The organism is Raoultibacter phocaeensis, from assembly GCF_901411515.1.
Classification (GTDB): Bacteria; Actinomycetota; Coriobacteriia; order Coriobacteriales; family Eggerthellaceae; genus Raoultibacter; species Raoultibacter phocaeensis.
This window is the reverse complement of the sequence record NZ_CABDUX010000001.1, coordinates 1,605,769-1,626,125: the sequence shown is the minus strand read 5'-3', so window position 1 is coordinate 1,626,125 and position 20,357 is coordinate 1,605,769. Positions and strand designations below refer to the sequence as shown.

The following is a 20,357-nucleotide window of genomic DNA, read 5'->3' as shown; positions in this document are numbered from 1 at the left end:
CAAAGTGCCTGACAGGGATACAGAAAACGAAGGCTTATGCGAAGACCGCGTACAGGTCGTCGGCGCGGAGGATCAAAACGTCTTCGCCGTCCACGGTAACCTCGGTTCCGCCGAACTTCCCATAGATAACCTTGTCGCCCTCTTTGACGGGCATCGGCAGATGCTTGCCGTCTTTGTCGAGCTTGCCATCGCCCACTGCGAGCACAACGCCAGTCGTGGGTTTCTCCTTAGCCTCGGATGCGATGTACAGACCAGACGCCGTCGTGGTCTCAGCCTCGTCAGCTTTGATGATCACACGGTCACCCAATGGTTTAAGATTCATGGTGTATGCCTTCCTTTCGATCGGCTCTTTCTGAATCACGTCACGTTGCACTATTTAACCACTCGTTTGAGCGGAGTGCTAGCACTCTTGAGTAACGAGTGCTAAACAAAGCGGTATATTACCACCCCCGCAGACGAATGCAAGAGAAATTGAGAAAACCTAAGTGTGTTTGACTTAGGTTTCACAAGGATTCTACAGTTCTCCGATCGGCGGACGAAGAGCACTCCGCAAACATGCGGTCACTCGTTCACGGAAACGGGTTGCGAGCCCTCACGCCCCCGGCACCACGAGTCCGTTTTCGTAGGCGAGCACTACAAGCTGAGCGCGATCGTGCGCACCGAGCTTCGACATAATGCGGGCTACGTGGGTCTTCACCGTAGCAGGCGATATCACGAGGTCGCCTGCAATGTCGTCGTTGGTAAGCCCGCGGGCCACAAGCCCGAGGATCTCGCGTTCGCGCTCGGTCAGCACCGAAAGCGACGTTTCCGAATGGGCCCTGCGTGCACGCGATTCAACAAACGTCTCGACGAGCCTACGGGTGATGGACGGCTGGATGAGCGCATCGCCCTCGGCGACTACCTCGATGGCTGCGGCGATGTCGTCGGGTTCGGAATCCTTGAGCATGAATCCGCTCGCGCCTGCCGAAAGCGCGTCGTAGACGTACTCGTCGATGTCGAACGTGGTGAGAATGAGCACATGCGTATCGGCAAGCTCGGGGTCAGCCGTGATTTCGGCAGTGGCCTCGATGCCGTTTTCGACGGGCATGCGAATGTCCATGAGCACAACGTCGGGCTTCGTCTCGCGCACGCGCTCGACCGCTTCGCGACCGTTGCTCGCCTCCCCCACCACTTTGAGGTTTTCGAACGATGAAAGAATGAGCTTGAAGCCGTTGCGCACCAAATCCTGGTCGTCGGCGATCACCACGGTAAGTTCAGGGGCTCGCTTCAGCGCCGCATCGGCAAGCCGCACCGCCTTTTCGCTTCGCTCGCGCAGTCGCTCCTGCATTTCCCTGTACTTGTCATCATAGAGGTTCGTGCCTCCGATCAGCTCTTCAGCCATGGTTCCTCCCAGCTTCGCCCAAAGGTATGCTCACCCGAACGGCGAACCCTTTGCCGGCGCGGTTGTGTGCAGATATGGTTCCGTCGAGCAGGTTCACCCGCTCGTTCATGCCTTCAATGCCGTGCCCATCGGTCTTCTCACCCTCGGTGCGGCCCCGCCCGTCGTCTTCCACCGCAAGGCGGGCCATCTCGCCATCGGTGGCGAGGCGGATCGATACGCGATGGGCGTCCGCGTGCCGAACGATGTTCGTGGCCGCTTCGCGCGCGATGCCGAACAGGGCCACGTCGATGTAGGCGGGTACCCGCTCGCGATCGAATCCCGTAGCATCGTAGTCGACGTCGATGCCGGCATCCTCAAGGTACGATACGATGTCGGCCATGCGCTCGGTTCCCACCGTCGGCACCGTTTCAGCCTGCGCATCGCCGCTGCGCAAAACGCCGATCATGCTGCGGATTTCCTCAAGCGCATCCTTGGAGGTGGCACGCACGGTAGCGATCGTTTGCTTTGCGGCCTCGGGATCGCGGTCGATCATGCGCTCGGCGGCGGCAGCTTGGATGCTCACTGCCGAAAGCGAATGGGCCGTTATGTCGTGGATCTCACGGGCAATGCGCACACGCTCCTCCTCGACACGTCGCGCCGCCTCTTCCTCGCGGCTCTTCTCGGCAGCGAATGCGCGCTGCTCGGTTTCGGCCACATACTCTTGATGCGTGCGCACCGCGAACCCGCCGAGCGCCGCCGCCACCATGTACGTGACGTTTTGCAGGCGCATGAGGTCGGACAGGCTCTCGCTTTGCGTGGGAAGTGTTACGAACAGAAGCGACGCCACCGCAAGCACGGTGGCCACTACCGCTTCCGCGCGGTCGCGTTCGTGCGCAATCGTGTACAGCGCGATGATCGGACCCAGGATGGCGAGCGTGTAGCCAGTCAGCGTATTCTGCGTTCCCAAAAACGCTATCATGACGAAGACGAACACGAGCCATGGCGATTTGCGGCGGGCGACGAGCGGCAGCGTCGTCAGGGCAATGGCAACGTAGGCGCCCACCTGCGGCATGACGTTCGGTATGCCGAGCAGCTGGCGGAAAAGCTCGTCGGGCATCACGACCGAAGACATCGTCAACAGAAGCTGCGCGCAGCCGAACGCGAACGCGCCGAGCGCGATCGCAACGTCGAGCAGCCAATCGGCAGCGCCCATCTTCTTGGTATTGATGAGAAAATCTTCCATGAGGCTATAGTAGGTGACGTGAGCGAGAGGCGCTATACCCCCCGCGATGTATCTTGCGAGCGGTTGCGCCCTTGTTATCCAACCGTTACGTGCGCAGGCCGTGCCGATCGGCCTTGCGTGAACATGGGGATATTGCGCACCGAGCGTATTGGGTGATGACAATTGCGACTCTGCGGCCCTATACTCGGTGTCCACTCGTGCCGCGCCGTACGCGCACGCATCCGCACCGCTACCGAAAGGACCTCAGACACCATGGAACGCCGCGAATTCTTCAAGCTCGCCGGTACCTCAGCCGCCGTGCTTGCCCTAGGCGGCGCCCTGTTCGGATGCGAAACAGACGGCACCGCTTCGAGCGCCGCCGAAACAACCGGCGAGAATGCGCTTGCACAGACGCCTCCGATCTCGTTTTCGAAAGAGGTCGACGTGCTCATCGTCGGCAGCGGCATCGCGGGGCTTTCCGCCGCGATGGATCCCGCTGAGCAGAATCGCTCGGTGCTCATAGCCGACAAGCGCGATTTGATCGGCGGCGAAAGCTTCGAAGCGAACGGGCTCTTCTTCGTTTCGGGAACGAGCATCCAAAAAGCGGCAGGCATCGAGAAGTCTGCGGAAGACGCGTGGAAAGAGCGCAAAGCAGAACTCGAGGAGGAAGGCGACGCAAACAACCTTCGCTTCAAGCAGAACCTCATCATGGCGCAAACCGAATGGGTTGACCGCGTAGCACGCGACTACGGCGCCCAATTCGCCGACCCCCGGGAATACTCAATCGAAGGCGCAGCCGATTCGGTGGTCATTCCCAAAAAGGGCATCGGCGACATGGAAAGCGTGATGGCTCCCCTCAAGGACGGGCTTTCGAGTAAGGGAGTCACCTTCGAGCTGGGCATGCGTGCATCGGCGTTTATTCTCGACGGACAGAACAAACCCGCGGGCATGCGCTTTTGCGCCGAACAAACTGGAAAAACTTTGGACGTTAAGGCGAAGCGCATCGTGATTGCCACCGGCGGCTACAGCGCGAACCAGGAGCTTGTCGGCGCAAACATCCCCGATCAGGCGACAATCGGCTGCTTGACCGTATACGCAACCGGAGACGGCATCAGTCTCTGCACGGCAATCGGCGGAAAGACGGCAGACCTCGATCAGGCTGCTTCGCTTATCGGCGATATCCCCGAGGCTTCGTCATGGGGCATGTTCGGCCCGACTGTTGCGCTTTCGCCCTACGGCACGCGGTTCGCACGCGAAGACCAAGTGGGCGCTTCGGCGAATGCATGCGCCCTGCAAGAACTCGGCTTCTGGTGGATCGTATTCGACAAGCAGCTTTCCGAGGGGCTGCTGTCCCGCAGCATCGCCTCCGTTACGAGCAAGCAGAAAAAGCGTCTTATCGGACCCTTCGATTCACTCGACGATCTCGCCGAAGCCCTCAAGGTGCCCGCCGATACGCTCTCGGAAACCCTCGAAGCATACCATCGATCCGTTGACGAGAAAAAGGATGGCGAGTTCGGACGCACCGCGCATATAAAGCAGCTCGAAGCGCCCTACTACGCCCTCAAGCAGTTTCCCGTGAGGCACAAAACGCTCGGCGGCATGCAGACCGACGATACGGGTAAGCTTACCGGCGCGCAGACATCGTCAGAAAACGTGTACTGCTGCGGTTCGGCAGCCGCCGAAAGCGTGAACGGACTTGCTTCGAACGCCGCATTCGGCATGCTCGTAGGCAAAGCGATCGCAGACGCGCTCGCCGAAAGCGATCAAACGGAAAGCGAAAGCGCTTCGTAGGGACGTCGTGTTGCAAGTCGTTGCAATACGCAGCAAGGCGAGCGCTTTGCTCAACCGAATTGCCCGGCCGCCCGAAGAGCTCCGCAGCCTCAAACCCGGACCCGCAGCAAGCCCTTATCGGTAAAACGTATCCGAGGGAAACGGGGGCTCCATCGCGCGTTTGAACGCGTAGCGCTCAACGGTTGCAAGCACCTCGAGTACGGTCTCTTGCGCCGCAATGCCCTCACGCACGATCTCTTCGACGCTCTTTCCCTGCTCCACTTGAGCGACGAGTATCCTGTCGAGTTGGGAGTAGGCGATGCCCAGGCTTTTCTCGTCCTGTTGGTCGGGCGCGAGCTCGGCACTCGGCGGCTTTATGAAAATGTTCTCGGGTATGGGAGGCACCTCGCCCGCACGGAGCGCCTGCTCGTTGCGCCACCGACCGACCGCGTACACGTCGGTCTTGTACAAGCCTCCCATCGGTGCAAACGCCCCAGCGGTGTCGCCGTAGAGCGTAGAATAGCCCATCATGGCCTCGCTCTTGTTACCGGTGTTGACGAGCATCCACCCGTACGCGTTCGAAAGCGCCATCAAACACACCATGCGGCATCGGGCCTGCGTATTTTCGGCGGCAAGACCCTTAAGCTCGCCGCCGCACGCCTTGGCGAGCACCCGCTCGAAAGCTTCGAACGGCTCGAGGATCGAGATGGTTTGAGCATCGATACCCAGATTGTCGGCCAACTGCTGCGCGTCATCGACTGAATGGTCGCTCGAGTAAGGACCCGGCAAAAGTACGCCGTGAACGCGTTCGGCACCGAACGCATCGGCCGCCATGACTGCGGCAACTGCCGAATCGATGCCGCCCGACAAGCCGATCACCGCTTCGGTGAAACCCGCGTTTGCCGCATAAGATTTGAGCCCTTGTACGCATGCCGCGTACTTCTCATGAGGTCCCATGATGTATAACCTTCCTGCCGCTAGCCCATCGCGCACGTCGCACCGCGCATCGCTTTGATTCTAGTATCGCATCAGAAGGTTTCGAAAGCATTGCCGATCCGTCAACCGTTTACTGAATCGCGCGAATCTGTTCGGCAAGCCATTCGGCCCATTCCGCCACGCCCTCGCCTTTCGTCGCGGCGATCGGGAAGATGGGAGCCTGCGGATTAAGCTGGTTCACCGAAGCGTAGAATGCATCGCGGTCGAAGTTGAACACGGGCATCGTATCAACCTTGTTCAAGATGACGGCTTGGGATGCCTGAAACACGCCCGGATACTTGAGCGGCTTGTCATCGCCTTCGGGAACCGAAAGGATCATCACCTTCATGTTCTCGCCGAGATCGAAATCGGTCGGACAGACGAGGTTGCCCACATTCTCAACGATGATGAGGTCGAGCCGTTCGAGATCGAGCACGTCGACCGCCCGCTTGATCATGTCGCTTTCGAGGTGACACGCGCCGCCTGTATTGATCTGCACGGCTGCGATGCCCTGTGCCTTGATCTTCTCGGCATCGACGCTCGATGCGATATCGCCTTCTATGACGGCGATGTTGAATTCGTCGCGCAGCGCGTCGATCGTGGCGAGGATCGTGGACGTTTTGCCCGATCCGGGACTTGCGAGCAGGTCGAGCACGAACACGCGGTGCTCGGCGAACAGGTCGCGGTTGCGTTTCGCAAGCTCGTCGTTTTTACCAAGGATGGGTTGCTTGATGTCTATCTGCATGGTCTATCGCGCTCCTTCGTTTTCGCCCGAGGCGCCGTGCCCTTCGGTACCGCAATCGCCGTCCGCTTCCTCGTCATCGGGGATGTCCACTTCGATCGAATCGATCTGCAGTTCCTTTCCCGCAAGCAGCTGCGTGGCGAAACTGCCACATGCAGGGCAGAGCATATGCAGACGATCGTGCTCGTATTCGGCACCGCATTCCAGACAACGGCTTTTCGGTTGGACCATCGTGATGTCGAGTTCCGCTCCCTCGCACAGCGTCCCCTCAGAAAGCGCTTCGAATGCAAAACGCAGTGCGTCTTCGATAGCCTCGGTCATAACGCCAACCGAAAGGCTGACTTTCAGGACCTTGTCGGCTCCCGCATCCTTAGCTGCGACGTCTACCGATTCCATGACGCCGGTCATTATGCCTAATTCGTGCACCGGGCGTTCCTTTCGTCTCGAATGACTCCCTTGAAAGGGTAATCGGTGCTGCGCTCCAGAGTAAGCACAACACCGATCAACGTAGTCAAACCTATCGCGAACGCCGCAAGGCTAGTCTTTCTTCTCCTTGCGGGCCTTCTTCATGGCAGCGTATTCCTCCTGCCACTCCTGCTCTTCCGCTTGAGCGGCTTCGTAGGCTGCCGTCTGCTCTTTGATGCGTTTGCCGAGCACGAGACGCGAGATGAGCAGGCTACCCTCGTAGAGCGCCACCAGCGCGGCGAACATGAGGAGCATCGTTACCGGCGAAGCGTCGGGCGTTACCATGGCCGAGATGACCATGAGTGCGATGTAGACGGTTCGCCAACTGCTGCGGAGTTTCTTGTAGGGCACCACATCGAAGATGACGAGGTAGAACACGATGAGCGGAAGCTCGAACGCGAAGCCGAAGCCGAGCTCGAACTTGATGATGATGTCGAGATACGAACTGGCGCGTGCCATGATGTCCCAGCCAACCGCCTGGTCGGTCAGCCACTCGAACGCCGGATTCAAGATGATGAGGTAGCAGAACACGGTGCCGAAAATGAACAGCGCAACCGCTGCGGCGAACGTCGGGATGAACCATTTGCGCTCGTTCGGCTTGAGTGCAGGCAGGAAAAAGGCGAGTATCTGCCATATGATCACCGGCATGCACGCGACGAGCGATGTCCAGAACGCCAGCTTGAAGCGTTGCGCGAACGGCTCGAACGGATCGATGACGACCAAGTTGGCCGGGATGTAGTCGCGGATGGGAGCGATCAAAAACTCCGAAATCGTGGGCGTTGCGAGGTAGAACACGCATACGGCGACGGCGAGGCAGACAAGAATGCGCACTAGGCGCATGCGCAGCTCGCTCAAATGGTCGAAAAGGGGCATACGCGCCGGACCGATAGGCATAGCTTATTCCCCCTTTTCCTCAGTCGAAGGTTTGTTTTCGGCGGCGGGCTTCGCCGCAGGCTTGGCCGCAGACGATCGCGCAGTTGATGCAGCGCCTTTTGCCCCGGCCGTTTTTGCAGACGAGGCCGTGCTCTTCGAGGCGGCAGGCTTTGCAGCAGCCGCAGCGCTCTTCGAAGCAGCGGGCTTTGCAGCCGTCGACTTGGCCGTCGACTTGGCCGATGCCGCAGTCGATTTCGCGGCGGTGGTACGGGTGCTCGTAGTTTTGGCAGCGGGCTTCGTTGCAGCGGACTTCGTTGCCGTCGAGCGAGACGAGGTTGATTTTGTTGCCGCAGACGATTTTGCAGCGGTGGTTTTCGCGGTGCTTGCAGCCTTGGTGCCGCTCGCAGGTTGCGCAGTCGCACTCTTCGTTGCCGCAGTCGATTTTGTCGCAGCAGGCTTCGTCTCGGCCGCCTTCTTATCGACCGACGTGGTGCCATCAGCCTTTGCGCCCGCCGCAGGCTTTGCTGCTGCGGTCGTTTTCGCAGCGGAGGCGGGTTTCACGTCCTTCTTGGCAGCGGCCGGCTTGTTGCCGTACAGCTCGTCTGCTGAGGGCTTGGGCTTGTCGGCCTTCGCATCGTCGGCCTTTTCGCCGTCGGCCGCTTTCTTCGCCGCAACGGCAGCTCCAGCACCTGCGCCCGCCGTAGCGCCTGCCGCAGCTTTCTTCTCCTCGGCGGCCTTCTTCGCCGCGCGCTCCTTGTCGTATTTCGCTTTGCGCTCAGAGAAGCTTTCGGTCTTATCGTCGTCCGACTTGCCGACCTCGCCGATCTTGGACAGAGCCTCAAGCGGGTTTTTAAACGGCTCGTCAGAGTTCGGATCGTATACCTCGGTCTTGATGACCTTGTTCATCTCCTCTTGGGCGCTTCTGAATTTTCCGACGGCTTTTCCTATTGTTTTCGCGATAGCGGGCAGCTTATCGGGTCCGAAGATGAGGAACCCGAACAGCAGAATGAGGAAAAACTCGATTCCACTAACACCAAGCAAGGTAACCCCTATACATTCTCAGGGTGCAAGCACGCGTTTGCATGCAAGCACCTCATTGATCTTTAACCGAATCATAGTAGCACAAACCCTCGGTCCGAGGCCGCACGGTTGCGTGCATACGCATTATTCCACAGACGGTGCGCCGCCCTACACCGATGCGCCTACGATCCGCCGCCCATCACCATGAGCGCCATAGTGGGAAGCGATAGCGCGAGCACGAGAATGATCGCGACAACGAGGATGAACGCCTTCTTCATCTTCTCCGACTTCTCCCGCTTCTCCTTCGCGCGCGCTTCGCGCTCCTGCGCCGCCTTGATGCGGTCGCTCTTCTGCTGTGCGGTAAGCTTTTGCTGTTTGTTCGCCATCTACATCCTCAGTTTTCCACGGATCTCGATCACGCGGGCGATGTTCTTCGCCACCTCGACATCAACATGCCACCTGCTCTTTTCGTACAGCATCGAACCCGCCACCATCGTCATGAGCACATCAGTGCCGCTGCAGGTGTTGACCACGGCCGACACCGGGTCGGTCGTCGGCGTCTGGTGCGATCCGGACAAATCGACCGCGATGACATCGGCTTCCTTGCCCACTTCGAGCGAACCGACTTTGTCGTCGATCATAAGCGCGCGGGCACCGCCGATCGTAGCCATTTCAAGCATCGTTTGCGAATCGAGGAACGAGCCGACGTTAACCGCGCGCTGCACGAGCATGCCGATGCGCATCTCAGCGAGCATGTCGGTGGAGTCGGTTGCTGCAGGCGAATCGGTGCCGAGACCCACACGCAGCCCTGCACGCAGAAACTCGCTGATGGGAGCAACGCCCATGCCAAGCTGCGCATTGCAGCGCGGACAGGCGGCCACGGCGACGTTGTACTCCTTGAGCTTCTCGACATCTTCCTCGTCGATATGGACGCAGTGGATAGCGAGGAAATTATCAACGTCGAAAGCGCCCCAGTTGAGCGCGTAGCGAATGGGGGTCGTGCCCGTGGGAAGCCACGGAGGAATTTCCACGTAGCCGCGCTTCTGATCCATCTCGTGAACCGAGAAGGGCGACGAGCCGTACTTGATGAAGTTGTATTCTTCACGGCTGCCCGCAAGGTGCATCGCCACTGGCATGTCGTGCTTGGTCGCGAAGGTGGCGACCTTCGCGAACATCGAGGGATGGCAGACGTAGAGGGCCGCAGGGGCGATGCCGATGGTGATACGGCTCGAATCGACCTCTTCCTTCCAATGGGCGATATCGTGTTCGGCGATGCGCATCGCGTAATCGACGCGGTGCTTGTCGAGCGCGCCGACCTCGCGGTAGATCACGCCGCGCAATCCGAGCTTCTGGGTTGCCGTGCAGGCAGCGCCTGTGGGCGTAATGTCGGCAACGCAGGTGATTCCCGAGGAAAGCGCCTCAAGGCCTCCGAGGATGGCAGAATCGTACCAATCGCCCACTTCCATGCGAGCGCTCTTCTCCCCCATGGATTGGATCCACGTGGCATAAGGCACGTCGTGCACGATACCGCGCATGACGGAGTTCTCCAGATGGGTGTGCAAATCGATGAGGCCCGGCAGAAGCGCGGCCAATCCGAAATCTTTGACTTCCTCGTCGGGATAGCGGAGCTTCAGCATGTCCGCTTTGCCGAGGTCGCGAATCTTGCCATCGCGGACAAGCACAGCCCCGTCGGTGATCGGCTCTGACGTTATGGGCAGAATATAGTGTGCGCACAGTAACATAGGCGTCTCCTGAAAATCGTGTGGCACGTATTCTAGCATTGATGCGCTTCGGAAACGGGGATGCACACGCTATATTCGGGTTTCGGCAAATCGGGTTCGGCGGGATAGCCCGGGGCGCATCCGAGGCCCACCACCGCTGCAGCCGCTTTTTTCGCGCCCTCAACGCTTCTCGACACGCTTTGCGAGCCGCTCGGCCGAATCGTATCGCTATGCCAAGCGTGCAGCAACTAAGCGGTTGAGCGAAACGCGCTCCTCGGCCGCCTCGATCGCAAGTTTTCGGTGCAGCTCAGGAGGAATACGAACCTGAAACTTACCCGAGAACCGCTTACTCGACAGCGGTTCGGGAGGCTCTTCGCCTGAAGCTGCCATGTCCGAAACCGCTTCCTCGGTGAGTTGGCTGATTCCCGTGAGCGCTTCGACCGGACTGCTTGAGAGCCACGATAACGAGGGCATCTCGGCCACCGTTCCGACGTATTCGCCATCCTCTTCGGACCATCGGACTCGATAGGAATATTTGTTAGCAACACTCATTCCAATTCCCTTCCGAAAGCTGCTCTATCGCTTTGAGCACCTGACGCACCTGGTACGGTTTTGCCATACCGCGATCGTTTTGAATGTTTACACGCGGATCGCCCTTCCATGGCATTCGATACACCCGATGAGACGAGCCTTTGGATCGTGGCTTTCCGAACAACGCATCGCATACGTACACCGCATCGGCATACCGCACGTCGCAGGGGTTATTGCGCATCGATTCTATGATGCGTTCTAATCTGCTCATGATATGATACCATTATTGATACTAATATGAAAGACCGATAACACGGGATTCATCTTCTGCAGCCACCTTTCGGGAAACGATCGTACAAGGCGGCTGTCCCGAAAGGCATCGGTTAGGAACCCCAACCGCTTAAGCAAGTATAGCAAACATTTGTTCTCTATTCAACGAACAAACTCGTCAGGATTTTCAGAGTAAGGCTTATTTACAGTGCGTCATATCCGCATTTCGTGCGGCGCTTCCCCGTCAAAGCCATAGCTTTTCTGCTCGGCCTCCACTGCCGCGAACACCTCTTCCTGCGAATGGATGCCCATCTTGCGATAGATATTGCGGATATGGGTTTTCACCGTCTCTTTGGAGAGCGTGAGAGCCGTGCAGATGTAGGCGCGGTTGCGGCCTTTGGCCAGCAGCAGGAGCACTTCGCCTTCGCGGGCCGTGAGGCCGTACTGACGGCACACGAGTTCGCAGCCCATCTCGAAATCGCCTGCCGGCTCTTCGGCATCGCCCGGGCGCACCATGCCCCACCCCGTGCGCAGATTCTTGCGGTCGGAAAGAACGAGTGCAAGAGAAAGAATCGCAAACACCATGACGATGGAGAGCACATGCGCACCTTGCCCGCTGAGCGAGAACTGCGCGATCGTAGCCGCACCTACAAGCGAGCCGGTAAGCTGCCCGAGCAGTAAAAAACAGGTGGTAATCGCGAATACCCAGTTCGTCGGCAACCCCCGCTGCTTGATCAGATACACGCACAGCGCCCACATCATGATATCGACGAATCGGTACCCCGTCAGATGCACAAGAAGCGCCGCGATGAAACTAGGCGCGACAAGCGACATCAAAAGGTAGCCGAGCGCCATAACGAGAAAGCCCACTTGATAGATGAGCTGGTTGAAGTCCATGCGGAAGAAAAGCGCGCAGACGAACAGGCCCAATGCCGAAATGGCGAAACTCGATCCCGCGAGCAGCTCGACGGGAACCTCGTAGTTGCCCGTAAGCAGAATGGTCTGGACGATTCCGAACGAAAGGCCCTGCGTGAATGAGGTGGCGAGAAAACGCCGCGGCACGTTAAGACGCACATCTTCGATTTTAGGGTACAGCCCTGGTATCGATGTCGACTCGTCGACGAGAAGCCGCATGCCGAGAATCGGGATGAAGAACGCTATGATCCACAGAAACGTTGCCGAGAACGAGGTGATGAGCACGAGGATGGCGGCGGCGAGCACCGTGCCGACGATCCCGTGCAGGATGGTTTTTCTCGGGCCGAGCGCACCGAGCACACGCCCCCATTCCACATGGAAACACGAGGTTGCCGCACCCATGAGCAACGCGCCGAAACAGATGACGACGGCATTGACGAACGGATCCTGCAAGGGAGAGAACGTAAGCACTCCGCAGATAAGCACGCCGAGCGACATGACTGCGGGAATCAAGCGCAGGTACGCATTTCCCTTTGGGACAATGCCTTTGAACTTGAGCAGACCGCCGAGCACGAGAAACGTTACTGCGTACGCCGCAAGCGGAACGATCCAGCCGGGAAGCAGCAGATCGGCCTCGACAAGAAACGACGGACTGAAAAACGTCGTCTGAAACACAAGCCACACCCATGTCCAAAACAGCCCGAAACCGATCGATAACCGCGGATGGTCGATGATCTCGCTCTTGAAATCAGACAGGATGGCGCGGCGCTCCCGCCATCCGGTCACCGCCGTATCGTCCTGTGTCCGCTGAGCATCCCGGCCCTTCGATCCCTCGCCTGCTTTCACGCAGCCCTCCTTGGCATGCCGAGCACCATATGCCGAGGATACTACCATATACCGCTCGAAAATCCCATCTACCCCCGCAGGGGTAGAAGCGTGCCCCTGGAAAGTTACCCGTACTCGGGGGATGCGTTTCCCCTCGTCAGAGGCTAGGGTGGTCGTACGGAATGCGCTTCGCACCGAAAGGTCAGCCACCGGCGAGCCGAGTCGGGACCAAACGCGAACCGCTGAGCTCGGCATCACGCAGATAAAATCTCAGAGGAAGGGAACGGCATGAAAAAGAACGCAACGGGAGTATCGCGCAGGCAGTTTCTCATCGGAGCAGGACTCGCAGGCATAGGGGCGGCAGGCGCCGGCCTCGTCGGCTGCTCGCCCAACGGCAGCTCCCCCGACAAGGCGGACGCTGCGGCGGGAAGCGGTGCCGTGGGGGACGCGTCGGCGCTCACCGGCAACCCGCTCGGAGCAAACGCGGCCGTCGAATGGTCGTTCATGACGCCGCCGGCAGACATTCCCGCCGATCAGATCAAAGCGACCGAAGACGTCGACGTACTCGTGGTGGGCTGCGGGTTCGCGGGTGCCATCGCCTCGACGACGGCTGCCGAATACGGCGCGAAGACGCTCTGCATCGACAAAGCGTCCACTTGGTCGGGACGCGGCGGGCACATCACCGCCTACGGATCGCGCATGGTGAAGCAGTACGTCGACGAAGGCTGGTTCGAAGAAGCCGACTACGCGCACATCGTCCGCCGCCTCACCGAATGGGCGACTGGTCGCGTCAAGGAACCGCTTTTGTGGGAGTTCGCCAAGAAATCAGGGGCGTGCATGGACTGGCTCGAGGATCTCGTAGCAGATTCGGGCCTCCAGCCGACGCTCTGGGCGGGCTACTACAAAGGCCCCGATTACACCGAAGAGCCGATCACGCACTTCTTCTACGATGATACGACCGACTTCGTGTACCTCGACGGCGTGTCCACCGGCCTCGGCATGGCCGTGCTCATACCCGCCGTCATCGAGAAGGGCGAAGCGCTCGGCGTCGAGTACCGCTACGACACGCCCTGCGTGCGCTTGCTGCGCGACGGCGACGGTCCGGTGACCGGCGCGATCGTTGGCGAGGAGGGCAACTACACCCAAATCAACGCCAAAGCTGTTATCGTCGCTTCGGGCGACTACCTCGACGACGACGAGATGCGCACGCGCTACCAGCCGTTTACCTGGAATGCCGACAGCCGCCTGTACATCCCCTTCGGCATCTCCACGGGCGACCTGCACAAGCAGGCGATGTGGATCGGCGGTGCCATGCAAGAATCCGAGCCTCACTGCTCGACGATCCATCTCGAATCGGGCGCGCAAAGTTACAACTTCCTCCATGTGAACGCCGAGGGCAACCGCTTCATGAACGAGGACGTGAACACGCAGTCGAAATCGTGCGTGAAATCGTTCCAGCCCGAAGGCAAAGCGTTTACCATCTACGATGCGAACTCCCTCGAATCGTTCGCGGAATCGTGCAACGACGGACGCTCGGGCGGCATCTCGTCCGATCAGCAGTACCGCCGTTTCGGCGTCCCGTTCGACATGGAAGTCGAACTGAAGCTGCGCGAGGCGAAAATCGAACAGGGCCTTTTGTTCCAGGCCGACACGCTTGAAGACCTTGCGTCCCAGATCGGCGTACCGGCCGACAACCTCAAGGCCACGGTGGATCGGTACAACGAACTCGTCGCCAAGGGCAACGACGACGATTTCGGAAAGCGCCCCGAGATCATGTGGCCCATCGACACCCCGCCGTACTTCGCCGGCCAGCTCGTATCCACGCTGCTTGCCGCGTCGGGCGGTCTGCGTCAGGATACCGCATGCCACATCCTCGACGAGAACAACCAGCCGATCGAAAACCTCTATGTGGCCGGTGCCGCAGGCGGACAGTACTTCTCCAACGACTACCCCACCATCTGCCCTGGCACCAACCACGGCCGCTGTCTCACGTTCGGCCGTATCGCCGGCATCAACGCAGCGGGCGGCGATGCCGACAAGGAGATTGCCGATCTCGAGATAATCGCTGCGCCCATGCCCGAAGCCGACCGCGTGAACACGGTTACGCCCTCCAGGTAACCAATATCCGCGCAAGGCATCTGTGCGATGCCAGCCGAAGCGAACTGCATGCCAGCCCCTACCGGAAAGCCGCCCTTGGCGGCTTTCCGTGCTGCAACGATACCGTCACCGAATGGAACCTCCCGCGCCTTTCGCTTATCGTACAATTTATGTAATGCCTAATATTGTTGGAAGCTGTCGGCATCCGCCGCCAGCACGGACACACGATTACACGTTTGAGGAGACAGATGATACACGATCGCTACCCTATGACCCCCAGACGAGAGCTTCTGAGAAAGCTCGCGAGCTTCAGCAACAGGATGAAGCGTCTCAAACGCATGAGAAGCGGTGAACTATCAGGTAACCAAATGCTGCTCTTGCCGGTCATCGATTCGTTCGAAGAACCGCCCACCCTTGGCGAGCTCGCCGACGCGAACGAGAGCTCGTACCAAAACACTCGGCAGATCCTCGACAAGCTCGCAAGTACAGGCTACGTCGCTATCAGCGCCGATCCGAACGACAGCCGCGCGATCCGCGCACTGCTCACCGACAAAGGAACGGAAGCGGTTGCATGGTATTACAAAACCATGTACGAACCTGTGCTCGCCCTGTTCGAGGGACTTGACGATACGGAAGTAGAAGCCGCCCTCAAGGTAGTATCTGTATTGTACGACCGCATCGACACCCTGCACCGCCCCGAGGAATGGCCGCAGTAAGTGCCTGTTCGACATTCATGCTGCACACCGCAGCATTCGGTGTCGTTACAGCTCCCAAAGTTCGCTCTACGCAAAGGAACCCACCAGACGGCGGGTTCCTTTCGCATTCGATATAGGTATCGGTTTAGCGCTTGCTGAACTGCGGGCGCTTGCGGGCCTTCTTGAGGCCGTACTTCTTACGTTCGACCATACGGGAGTCGCGCGTGAGGTATCCGGCGCGCTTGAGCTCACCGCGGTAATCGCCTGCCTCGAGCAGGGCACGGGCGATGCCGTGACGCAGAGCGCCAGCCTGACCCGAGATGCCGCCGCCGTTGAGCGTTGCGATCACGTCGAAGTGCTCCAGCGTGTCGGTGACCTTGAACGGTGCTTTCGCGTAGTTCACGAGCGCCTCGCGACCGAAGTAGTCGAGGCCCTCACGGCCGTTAACCGTAACCTTACCGGTACCGGGAACGAGGCGAACGCGAGCGATGGCGTTCTTCCTGCGGCCGGTGCCGTAATACAAAGCTTCGCCTGCCATTAGTTATCCTCCATCTTGATCTCGCGGGGCTTTTGAGCCATGTGCGGATGCTCCGCACCGGCGTAGACCTTGAGCTTCTTGCCCATTGCACGGCCGAGCGTGTTCTTCGGAAGCATACCCTTGACGGCATGCTCCACAACGCGCTCAGGATGCTTGGCCATAGCCTCTTCGTAGGTCTCGACTTTCAGCCCACCCGGATAACCGCTGTGACGGTAGTACTCTTTGGCGCTTGCCTTGTTGCCCGTCAGGCGAATCTTGTCAGCGTTGATGACGATGACGAAATCACCCGTATCGACGTGCGGGGTGTATTGCGGCTTGTGCTTGCCCTTCAAGATATGAGCGGCTTTGGTAGCGACGCGGCCGAGAACCTGATCAGCAGCATCGATCACGACCCATTCGCGCTCAACTTCGTTGGGCTTTGCGTAATACGTCTTCACAACATTCCTCCAAATTGCTTGCTTCCGCAGCCTGAGAAGCTTGCACCGGCTTGCGGGTTTGTTTGTTTTCAAAAGTTGCAGACGCATACGGATGCCGGGTTCCTACGCCGACGCGCCGGGCATGGTCTGGACTCCAGCCGATAGCGCTTCCGCATCGATTCTGCCACACGGGGCTTTTGAAAGCGAACCTTTGCATTGTAAGATGAGGAAATGGGCACGTCAATACGAATGAGGGGCTTTTCGGGCACCTCGGGCGGAATTCTCCACAAGTAGGTAAGTCGCGATCTTCAGCGATCCTTCCCGCCGAAGAGGCCGCCGAGCTTGCCAAGCAGATCGCCGCCGTTGTCGCCGAGAAAGTCGCCGACGGTTTCCATGACGGAGTTCATGTCGAGTTCCTTACCCTCGATGAGCGGTCCCACGATGCCGACAACATCGCCGACCTCCTCGTCGGTCAGCTCGAGGCCCGTTGCCCCCTTGATGGCCTCAGCCGGATCGACGCCGAATTGCTCGAGGCATTGCGGGTCTTTCGAAACCGATTCGAGCACGCTTGCGACAATCTGTTGTATGTCCATGGTTCTCCTTCAACAATAAGTTGCATCATCAGGGGTTTTCCGTTTCTCCCTTCCTGCCGAATTATAATTTGCTCGCTCGGATATCGAGAAGAAACCTCCGTGCCACCACCATTGGTTGAACCTAGGAGCGCAGCAATCCATGACTACGAAGAAGAAAACCGAAGCCAAGTCCGCGGATACGGTAGGCAAAGGCAAAGTGTCCGCAGTCGAAAAAGGCGAAGAGGGCGCGAAAGCGATAGCCGAAGAGCAGGCCGCATCCAAAGAAGCAGCGACCGAAGAGCAATCCGAAACGAGCGATTCTTCCGCACCCAAAAAGAAAGAACCTAAAGAGCGCACGTTCGTCGACGCGAAGACAGGCAAGAAGATCGCTCATCCCCATCAGGGGGGATCGGGCGCCGCAGCCACCGAGGCCGTGCGCGAACAGATGCACGAAGAGCGCAAGGGAAACGCTCTGCCTTTCCGCATCGGAGCGATCGTGCTTTGGGTGCTCGGTATCGCGTGCGAGGTCATGGCCATCCTCGTGGCGAACGGAACGTTGTTTTTGCCGGGCCTCTCGCAGATGGCTTGGATCATCGTCTGGATCGTAGCCGATCTCGTTTTCGTAGTTGTAGGTTCCCAGCTGTGGAAGCGCGCGAACCACCTCTCCCCCGCATCGAAGGAAAACAAGCTCGCATACTGGATGCAGACCGACCTCGGCGTCATCATAGCCGCTGTGGCGTTTGCCCCCATCGTTATCGTACTGCTCTCGAACAAGAACCTCGATAAGAAGACCAAGCAGCTCGGCTCGATCGTCGCCGTTATCGCGCTCATTGCCGCGCTCGCAAGCGGTGTCGACTATCATCCCGTCACCCAAGAAGACCTCGATCAGGCCGAAGCGGGTGCCGCAGTGCTCTCCGACGACGGGCTTGCCTATTGGACGCCGTTCGGCGAGGTGTACCACTTCAATCCTGACTGCCAATACATCAAGAACTCTTCCACCATCTATTCGGGATCTGTACAAGATGCGCTCGACGCGCACCGCTCGCGCGGATGCTCGGGCTGTACCGTCGAGGACGGCACCGACGTGCTGTCGAAGTCCGATCCCGCAGCGATAGCCGAAGCGGCGGCGAGGGCCATTGGAATCGGCGAAGGCGGGCAGGAAGGCTCGTCGTCTGACGATGCGGCCGGACAGGCGACCGGCGACACGGACGAGAACCTGGAAGAAGATTTGCCCCAAGCCGCATAACTCCTGCATCTGCGGGCACGCGCCCCTCAGGAGTTTGTTATTATATACGGCTAACAAGACATCGGCGCCCGGCACCTGTCGGGCGCTTTTTGACGCAGGGGAGCCATGGATCCGTTTTTGTTCATCACCATCGTCACGCTGCTAGCAGGCATGGGAGGCACAGGGCTCGGCGGCATCGTCGGGGCGCTGTTCCGCACCGATTCGAGCCGTACGGTCAGCCTGCTTTTGAGCTTCGCGGGCGGCGTGATGCTTTCCATCGTGTGCTTCGACCTCTTGAGCGAATCGATTGAATCGGCGCAGCTCGTGTCAGATCATGCGGTGTTCATCGTGTGCGGCGCCGTTATCGCCGGCGTCGCGGTCGTATATCTGCTGAACCTCTTGATCGACCGCAAAACGAACCCCGAAGTTCCGCACGTTTCCCGCAGAGACCACCCGAAAACCCACGACGATCTCGATGAGCTCATCCATGCAGACCATTTCGCAGAGCACCGCAAGCACAACGATTCTAAATCGTCGCTGTTCGTTGCAGGCATCGTGATGGCATGCGCGATCGCGCTTCACAACGTGCCCGAGGGAATGACCATCGGCGCGGGCTTCGCTACGCAAAACGAGCTCGCCGCAGGGGCGGGCATCGTGCTCGCTGTGCTCATCGGCCTGCACAACATCCCCGAAGGCATGGCTGTGGCGGTGCCGCTCATCAACGGCGGTATGGGACGCGTGCGAGCCGTGCTCGTAACAGCAGCAAGCGGCATCCCCACGGTCGTCGGCGCTTGGTTCGGTTTCTGGGTCGGAGACATCGGGCCCATGGGCCTTACCTTGAGCCTCGGGTTCGCAAGCGGGGCGATGCTCTACGTGGTGTTCGGCGAGATCATCCCCCAAGCCATCCTCATGTACCGCTCGAAGCTGCCCGCATTCTTCGTCATCATCGGCATACTGCTGGGATTGCTGATCATTTTCGGGTAGACGGCTCGCGCTGCCGAAACAGGCGATTCTCGCATCGCTTTAGTACGAAATCACGTTTGCGAATGATCTTTCTAAAGAATATTAGGCATAGTCTATTTTATGATTAGGCAAGTTCTGTATCTTCCCTTATTGAACAAGCCTCGCTGTGCTTAAAAAACCGTTCGCAAACGTGATTTTGTACTAAAACTGAAGACGATTTCCGCTTTTTCTTATGGCCTATTACGCAGAATAGAAGCCCAGAGCGCTTTTACACCGTCCCGAACAGCAGATCAATAAGCGCAACGGAATCAGCGCCGCCGCGCTGGAGGCCGCCGTCACACGCGAAACAATAGCTGACCACGCGCGGGGTCGTTATCTTCGAAACCTGTTCCTGCATAAGACGCATCTGCTCTTCCAAAGGACGCGGCTCGAACAGACCGGGTTCAAGCGAACCGTAATGATTCGGGGCAAGCTCCGCCATCTGGGCAGGCAGCTTGTTGAGCAGCGTCAAGCCGCAAAAACGGCTCTTGTCGCGATTCTCTTCGAGCTCGACGGGCTCCATGTTCATCTTCCGCAGAAGCGCGCGCACCGCATCGTGGATATCGTGGTGGCCTTTCGCCCGCCAGCAGTCCTGTACGGTAACAGCCTCGCCGCCGTAATCGGGGAACGGAAACGTCGGGTCGTTCAGGATGATATCGAATACGGAAGTGACCGTTGCCACCGGCTCGTGCTCCTCGACGATGGCCTGGCAAGTATGGCACAGCACGATCGCATCGGTATCCGGCTCGAGATCATGATGTTGGGGACCTCCCGGCTTGCAGCATCCCGCATACTCATCGATGTATCCGCCGTCGGTGAGGTAGTCCTTCAGCTTTGCGCTCGCTTCCGGATAGAATGCCTTGTTCTTGCAGCTCGACATGAATACCCGTGCCATAGGTGCACCCCTTTGCTCTCGGCAGCTCCGCGTATCTTGGCGCCGTGCAGTGCCAACGGTATGGAAAAAGGATACTCCCTGAAGCCCGTGGAGCATCATTGCCATTTTCTATGCCGCCATAAAGGAGTGAGCCCTACGCGAAGCGGGATCGAAAGCCAACGAGGCGCAACGATCGATGCGGTCTCGGTAACTCGAGCGCCCCTTGCTTGACCGCAACATCTCGGTGTC

At 59.0% G+C, this 20,357-nt stretch carries 22 protein-coding genes; 5 read left to right on the top strand and 17 right to left on the bottom strand.

Going from position 1 to position 20,357, the window contains the following annotated elements:
* Window positions 1–34: 34 nt before the first annotated feature.
* The 3 genes from FJE54_RS06460 to FJE54_RS06450 all read right to left on the bottom strand — a co-directional run bounded on the left by FJE54_RS06460 (window position 35) and on the right by FJE54_RS06450 (window position 2,603).
* Window positions 35–322, bottom strand: a complete 288-nt coding sequence (locus FJE54_RS06460; RefSeq protein WP_139651880.1) for a co-chaperone GroES — start codon at window positions 320–322, stop codon at window positions 35–37.
* A 270-nt stretch (window positions 323–592) separates the two neighbouring features.
* Window positions 593–1,381 carry a response regulator gene (locus FJE54_RS06455; RefSeq protein ID WP_255467255.1) on the bottom strand — a complete coding sequence of 263 codons (789 nt, stop codon included), beginning with the start codon at window positions 1,379–1,381 and terminating at the stop codon, window positions 593–595.
* Complete coding sequence (locus FJE54_RS06450; RefSeq protein WP_139651879.1) at window positions 1,374–2,603, bottom strand: sensor histidine kinase; 1,230 nt, start codon at window positions 2,601–2,603, stop codon at window positions 1,374–1,376. The genes FJE54_RS06455 and FJE54_RS06450 overlap by 8 nt, the downstream gene beginning before the upstream one ends.
* A gap of 252 nt (window positions 2,604–2,855) precedes the next feature.
* Here FJE54_RS06450 and FJE54_RS06445 point away from each other — a divergent pair, with 252 nt between their 5' ends.
* A complete protein-coding gene (locus FJE54_RS06445) occupies window positions 2,856–4,373 on the top strand; it encodes an FAD-dependent oxidoreductase (protein ID WP_139651878.1) in 1,518 nt (505 codons plus the stop codon).
* Between the two features lie 114 nt (window positions 4,374–4,487).
* On the opposite strand, the gene nadE is transcribed toward FJE54_RS06445, so the two are convergent.
* From nadE to FJE54_RS06395, 10 genes are all read right to left on the bottom strand, one after another.
* Window positions 4,488–5,309 carry an NAD(+) synthase gene (gene nadE, locus FJE54_RS06440; RefSeq protein WP_139651877.1) on the bottom strand — a complete coding sequence of 274 codons (822 nt, stop codon included), beginning with the start codon at window positions 5,307–5,309 and terminating at the stop codon, window positions 4,488–4,490.
* A 109-nt stretch (window positions 5,310–5,418) separates the two neighbouring features.
* On the bottom strand, window positions 5,419–6,072 hold the full coding sequence (gene hypB / locus FJE54_RS06435; RefSeq protein ID WP_139651876.1) for a hydrogenase nickel incorporation protein HypB: 654 nt from the start codon (window positions 6,070–6,072) through the stop codon (window positions 5,419–5,421).
* 3 nt (window positions 6,073–6,075) lie between these two features.
* Window positions 6,076–6,495 (bottom strand): hydrogenase maturation nickel metallochaperone HypA, encoded by a 420-nt coding sequence (gene hypA, locus FJE54_RS06430; protein WP_139651875.1) that lies wholly within the window; start codon window positions 6,493–6,495, stop codon window positions 6,076–6,078.
* 111 nt (window positions 6,496–6,606) lie between these two features.
* Complete coding sequence (tatC, locus tag FJE54_RS06425) at window positions 6,607–7,428, bottom strand: twin-arginine translocase subunit TatC (protein ID WP_139651874.1); 822 nt, start codon at window positions 7,426–7,428, stop codon at window positions 6,607–6,609.
* Window positions 7,429–7,431: 3 nt separating this feature from the next.
* On the bottom strand, window positions 7,432–8,448 hold the full coding sequence (locus FJE54_RS06420; protein ID WP_139651873.1) for a Sec-independent protein translocase subunit TatA/TatB: 1,017 nt from the start codon (window positions 8,446–8,448) through the stop codon (window positions 7,432–7,434).
* A 161-nt stretch (window positions 8,449–8,609) separates the two neighbouring features.
* Window positions 8,610–8,813 (bottom strand): CASC3 protein CASC3, encoded by a 204-nt coding sequence (locus tag FJE54_RS06415; RefSeq protein WP_139651872.1) that lies wholly within the window; start codon window positions 8,811–8,813, stop codon window positions 8,610–8,612.
* On the bottom strand, window positions 8,814–10,169 hold the full coding sequence (locus tag FJE54_RS06410) for an amidohydrolase family protein (protein WP_139651871.1): 1,356 nt from the start codon (window positions 10,167–10,169) through the stop codon (window positions 8,814–8,816). It abuts the gene before it with no gap.
* Between the two features lie 32 nt (window positions 10,170–10,201).
* Complete coding sequence (locus FJE54_RS15985) at window positions 10,202–10,345, bottom strand: hypothetical protein (protein WP_180326601.1); 144 nt, start codon at window positions 10,343–10,345, stop codon at window positions 10,202–10,204.
* A gap of 31 nt (window positions 10,346–10,376) precedes the next feature.
* Window positions 10,377–10,700, bottom strand: coding sequence for a type II toxin-antitoxin system HicB family antitoxin (locus tag FJE54_RS06405; protein ID WP_139651870.1), 324 nt, complete (start codon window positions 10,698–10,700; stop codon window positions 10,377–10,379).
* Window positions 10,701–11,162: 462 nt separating this feature from the next.
* The gene (locus tag FJE54_RS06395) at window positions 11,163–12,710 is read right to left on the bottom strand and encodes a helix-turn-helix domain-containing protein (RefSeq protein ID WP_255467254.1); all 1,548 of its coding nucleotides are present in this window, start codon (window positions 12,708–12,710) and stop codon (window positions 11,163–11,165) included.
* A gap of 267 nt (window positions 12,711–12,977) precedes the next feature.
* On the opposite strand from FJE54_RS06395, the gene FJE54_RS06390 reads away from it, so the two are divergent.
* Together FJE54_RS06390 and FJE54_RS06385 are read left to right on the top strand one after the other, a co-directional pair.
* A complete protein-coding gene (locus FJE54_RS06390) occupies window positions 12,978–14,807 on the top strand; it encodes an FAD-dependent oxidoreductase (protein ID WP_139651868.1) in 1,830 nt (609 codons plus the stop codon).
* Between the two features lie 227 nt (window positions 14,808–15,034).
* A complete protein-coding gene (locus tag FJE54_RS06385; RefSeq protein ID WP_139651867.1) occupies window positions 15,035–15,502 on the top strand; it encodes a MarR family winged helix-turn-helix transcriptional regulator in 468 nt (155 codons plus the stop codon).
* 124 nt (window positions 15,503–15,626) lie between these two features.
* Here the strand turns inward: FJE54_RS06385 and rpsI are convergent, their stop codons facing one another.
* The 3 genes from rpsI to FJE54_RS06370 all read right to left on the bottom strand — a co-directional run bounded on the left by rpsI (window position 15,627) and on the right by FJE54_RS06370 (window position 17,028).
* Entirely contained in the window at window positions 15,627–16,019 is a 393-nt protein-coding gene (gene rpsI, locus FJE54_RS06380; protein ID WP_139651866.1) for a 30S ribosomal protein S9, read from the bottom strand.
* Window positions 16,019–16,456, bottom strand: coding sequence for a 50S ribosomal protein L13 (gene rplM / locus FJE54_RS06375; protein ID WP_139651865.1), 438 nt, complete (start codon window positions 16,454–16,456; stop codon window positions 16,019–16,021). Before rplM ends, rpsI begins: the two co-directional genes overlap by 1 nt.
* A gap of 287 nt (window positions 16,457–16,743) precedes the next feature.
* Entirely contained in the window at window positions 16,744–17,028 is a 285-nt protein-coding gene (locus FJE54_RS06370; protein WP_139651864.1) for a homocitrate synthase, read from the bottom strand.
* Between the two features lie 139 nt (window positions 17,029–17,167).
* On the opposite strand from FJE54_RS06370, the gene FJE54_RS06365 reads away from it, so the two are divergent.
* Window positions 17,168–18,253, top strand: coding sequence for a hypothetical protein (locus FJE54_RS06365; RefSeq protein WP_139651863.1), 1,086 nt, complete (start codon window positions 17,168–17,170; stop codon window positions 18,251–18,253).
* Between the two features lie 105 nt (window positions 18,254–18,358).
* Window positions 18,359–19,216, top strand: coding sequence for a ZIP family metal transporter (locus FJE54_RS06360; protein ID WP_139651862.1), 858 nt, complete (start codon window positions 18,359–18,361; stop codon window positions 19,214–19,216).
* A 247-nt stretch (window positions 19,217–19,463) separates the two neighbouring features.
* On the opposite strand, the gene FJE54_RS06355 is transcribed toward FJE54_RS06360, so the two are convergent.
* The gene (locus FJE54_RS06355; protein ID WP_139651861.1) at window positions 19,464–20,129 is read right to left on the bottom strand and encodes a hypothetical protein; all 666 of its coding nucleotides are present in this window, start codon (window positions 20,127–20,129) and stop codon (window positions 19,464–19,466) included.
* Window positions 20,130–20,357 lie beyond the last annotated feature (228 nt).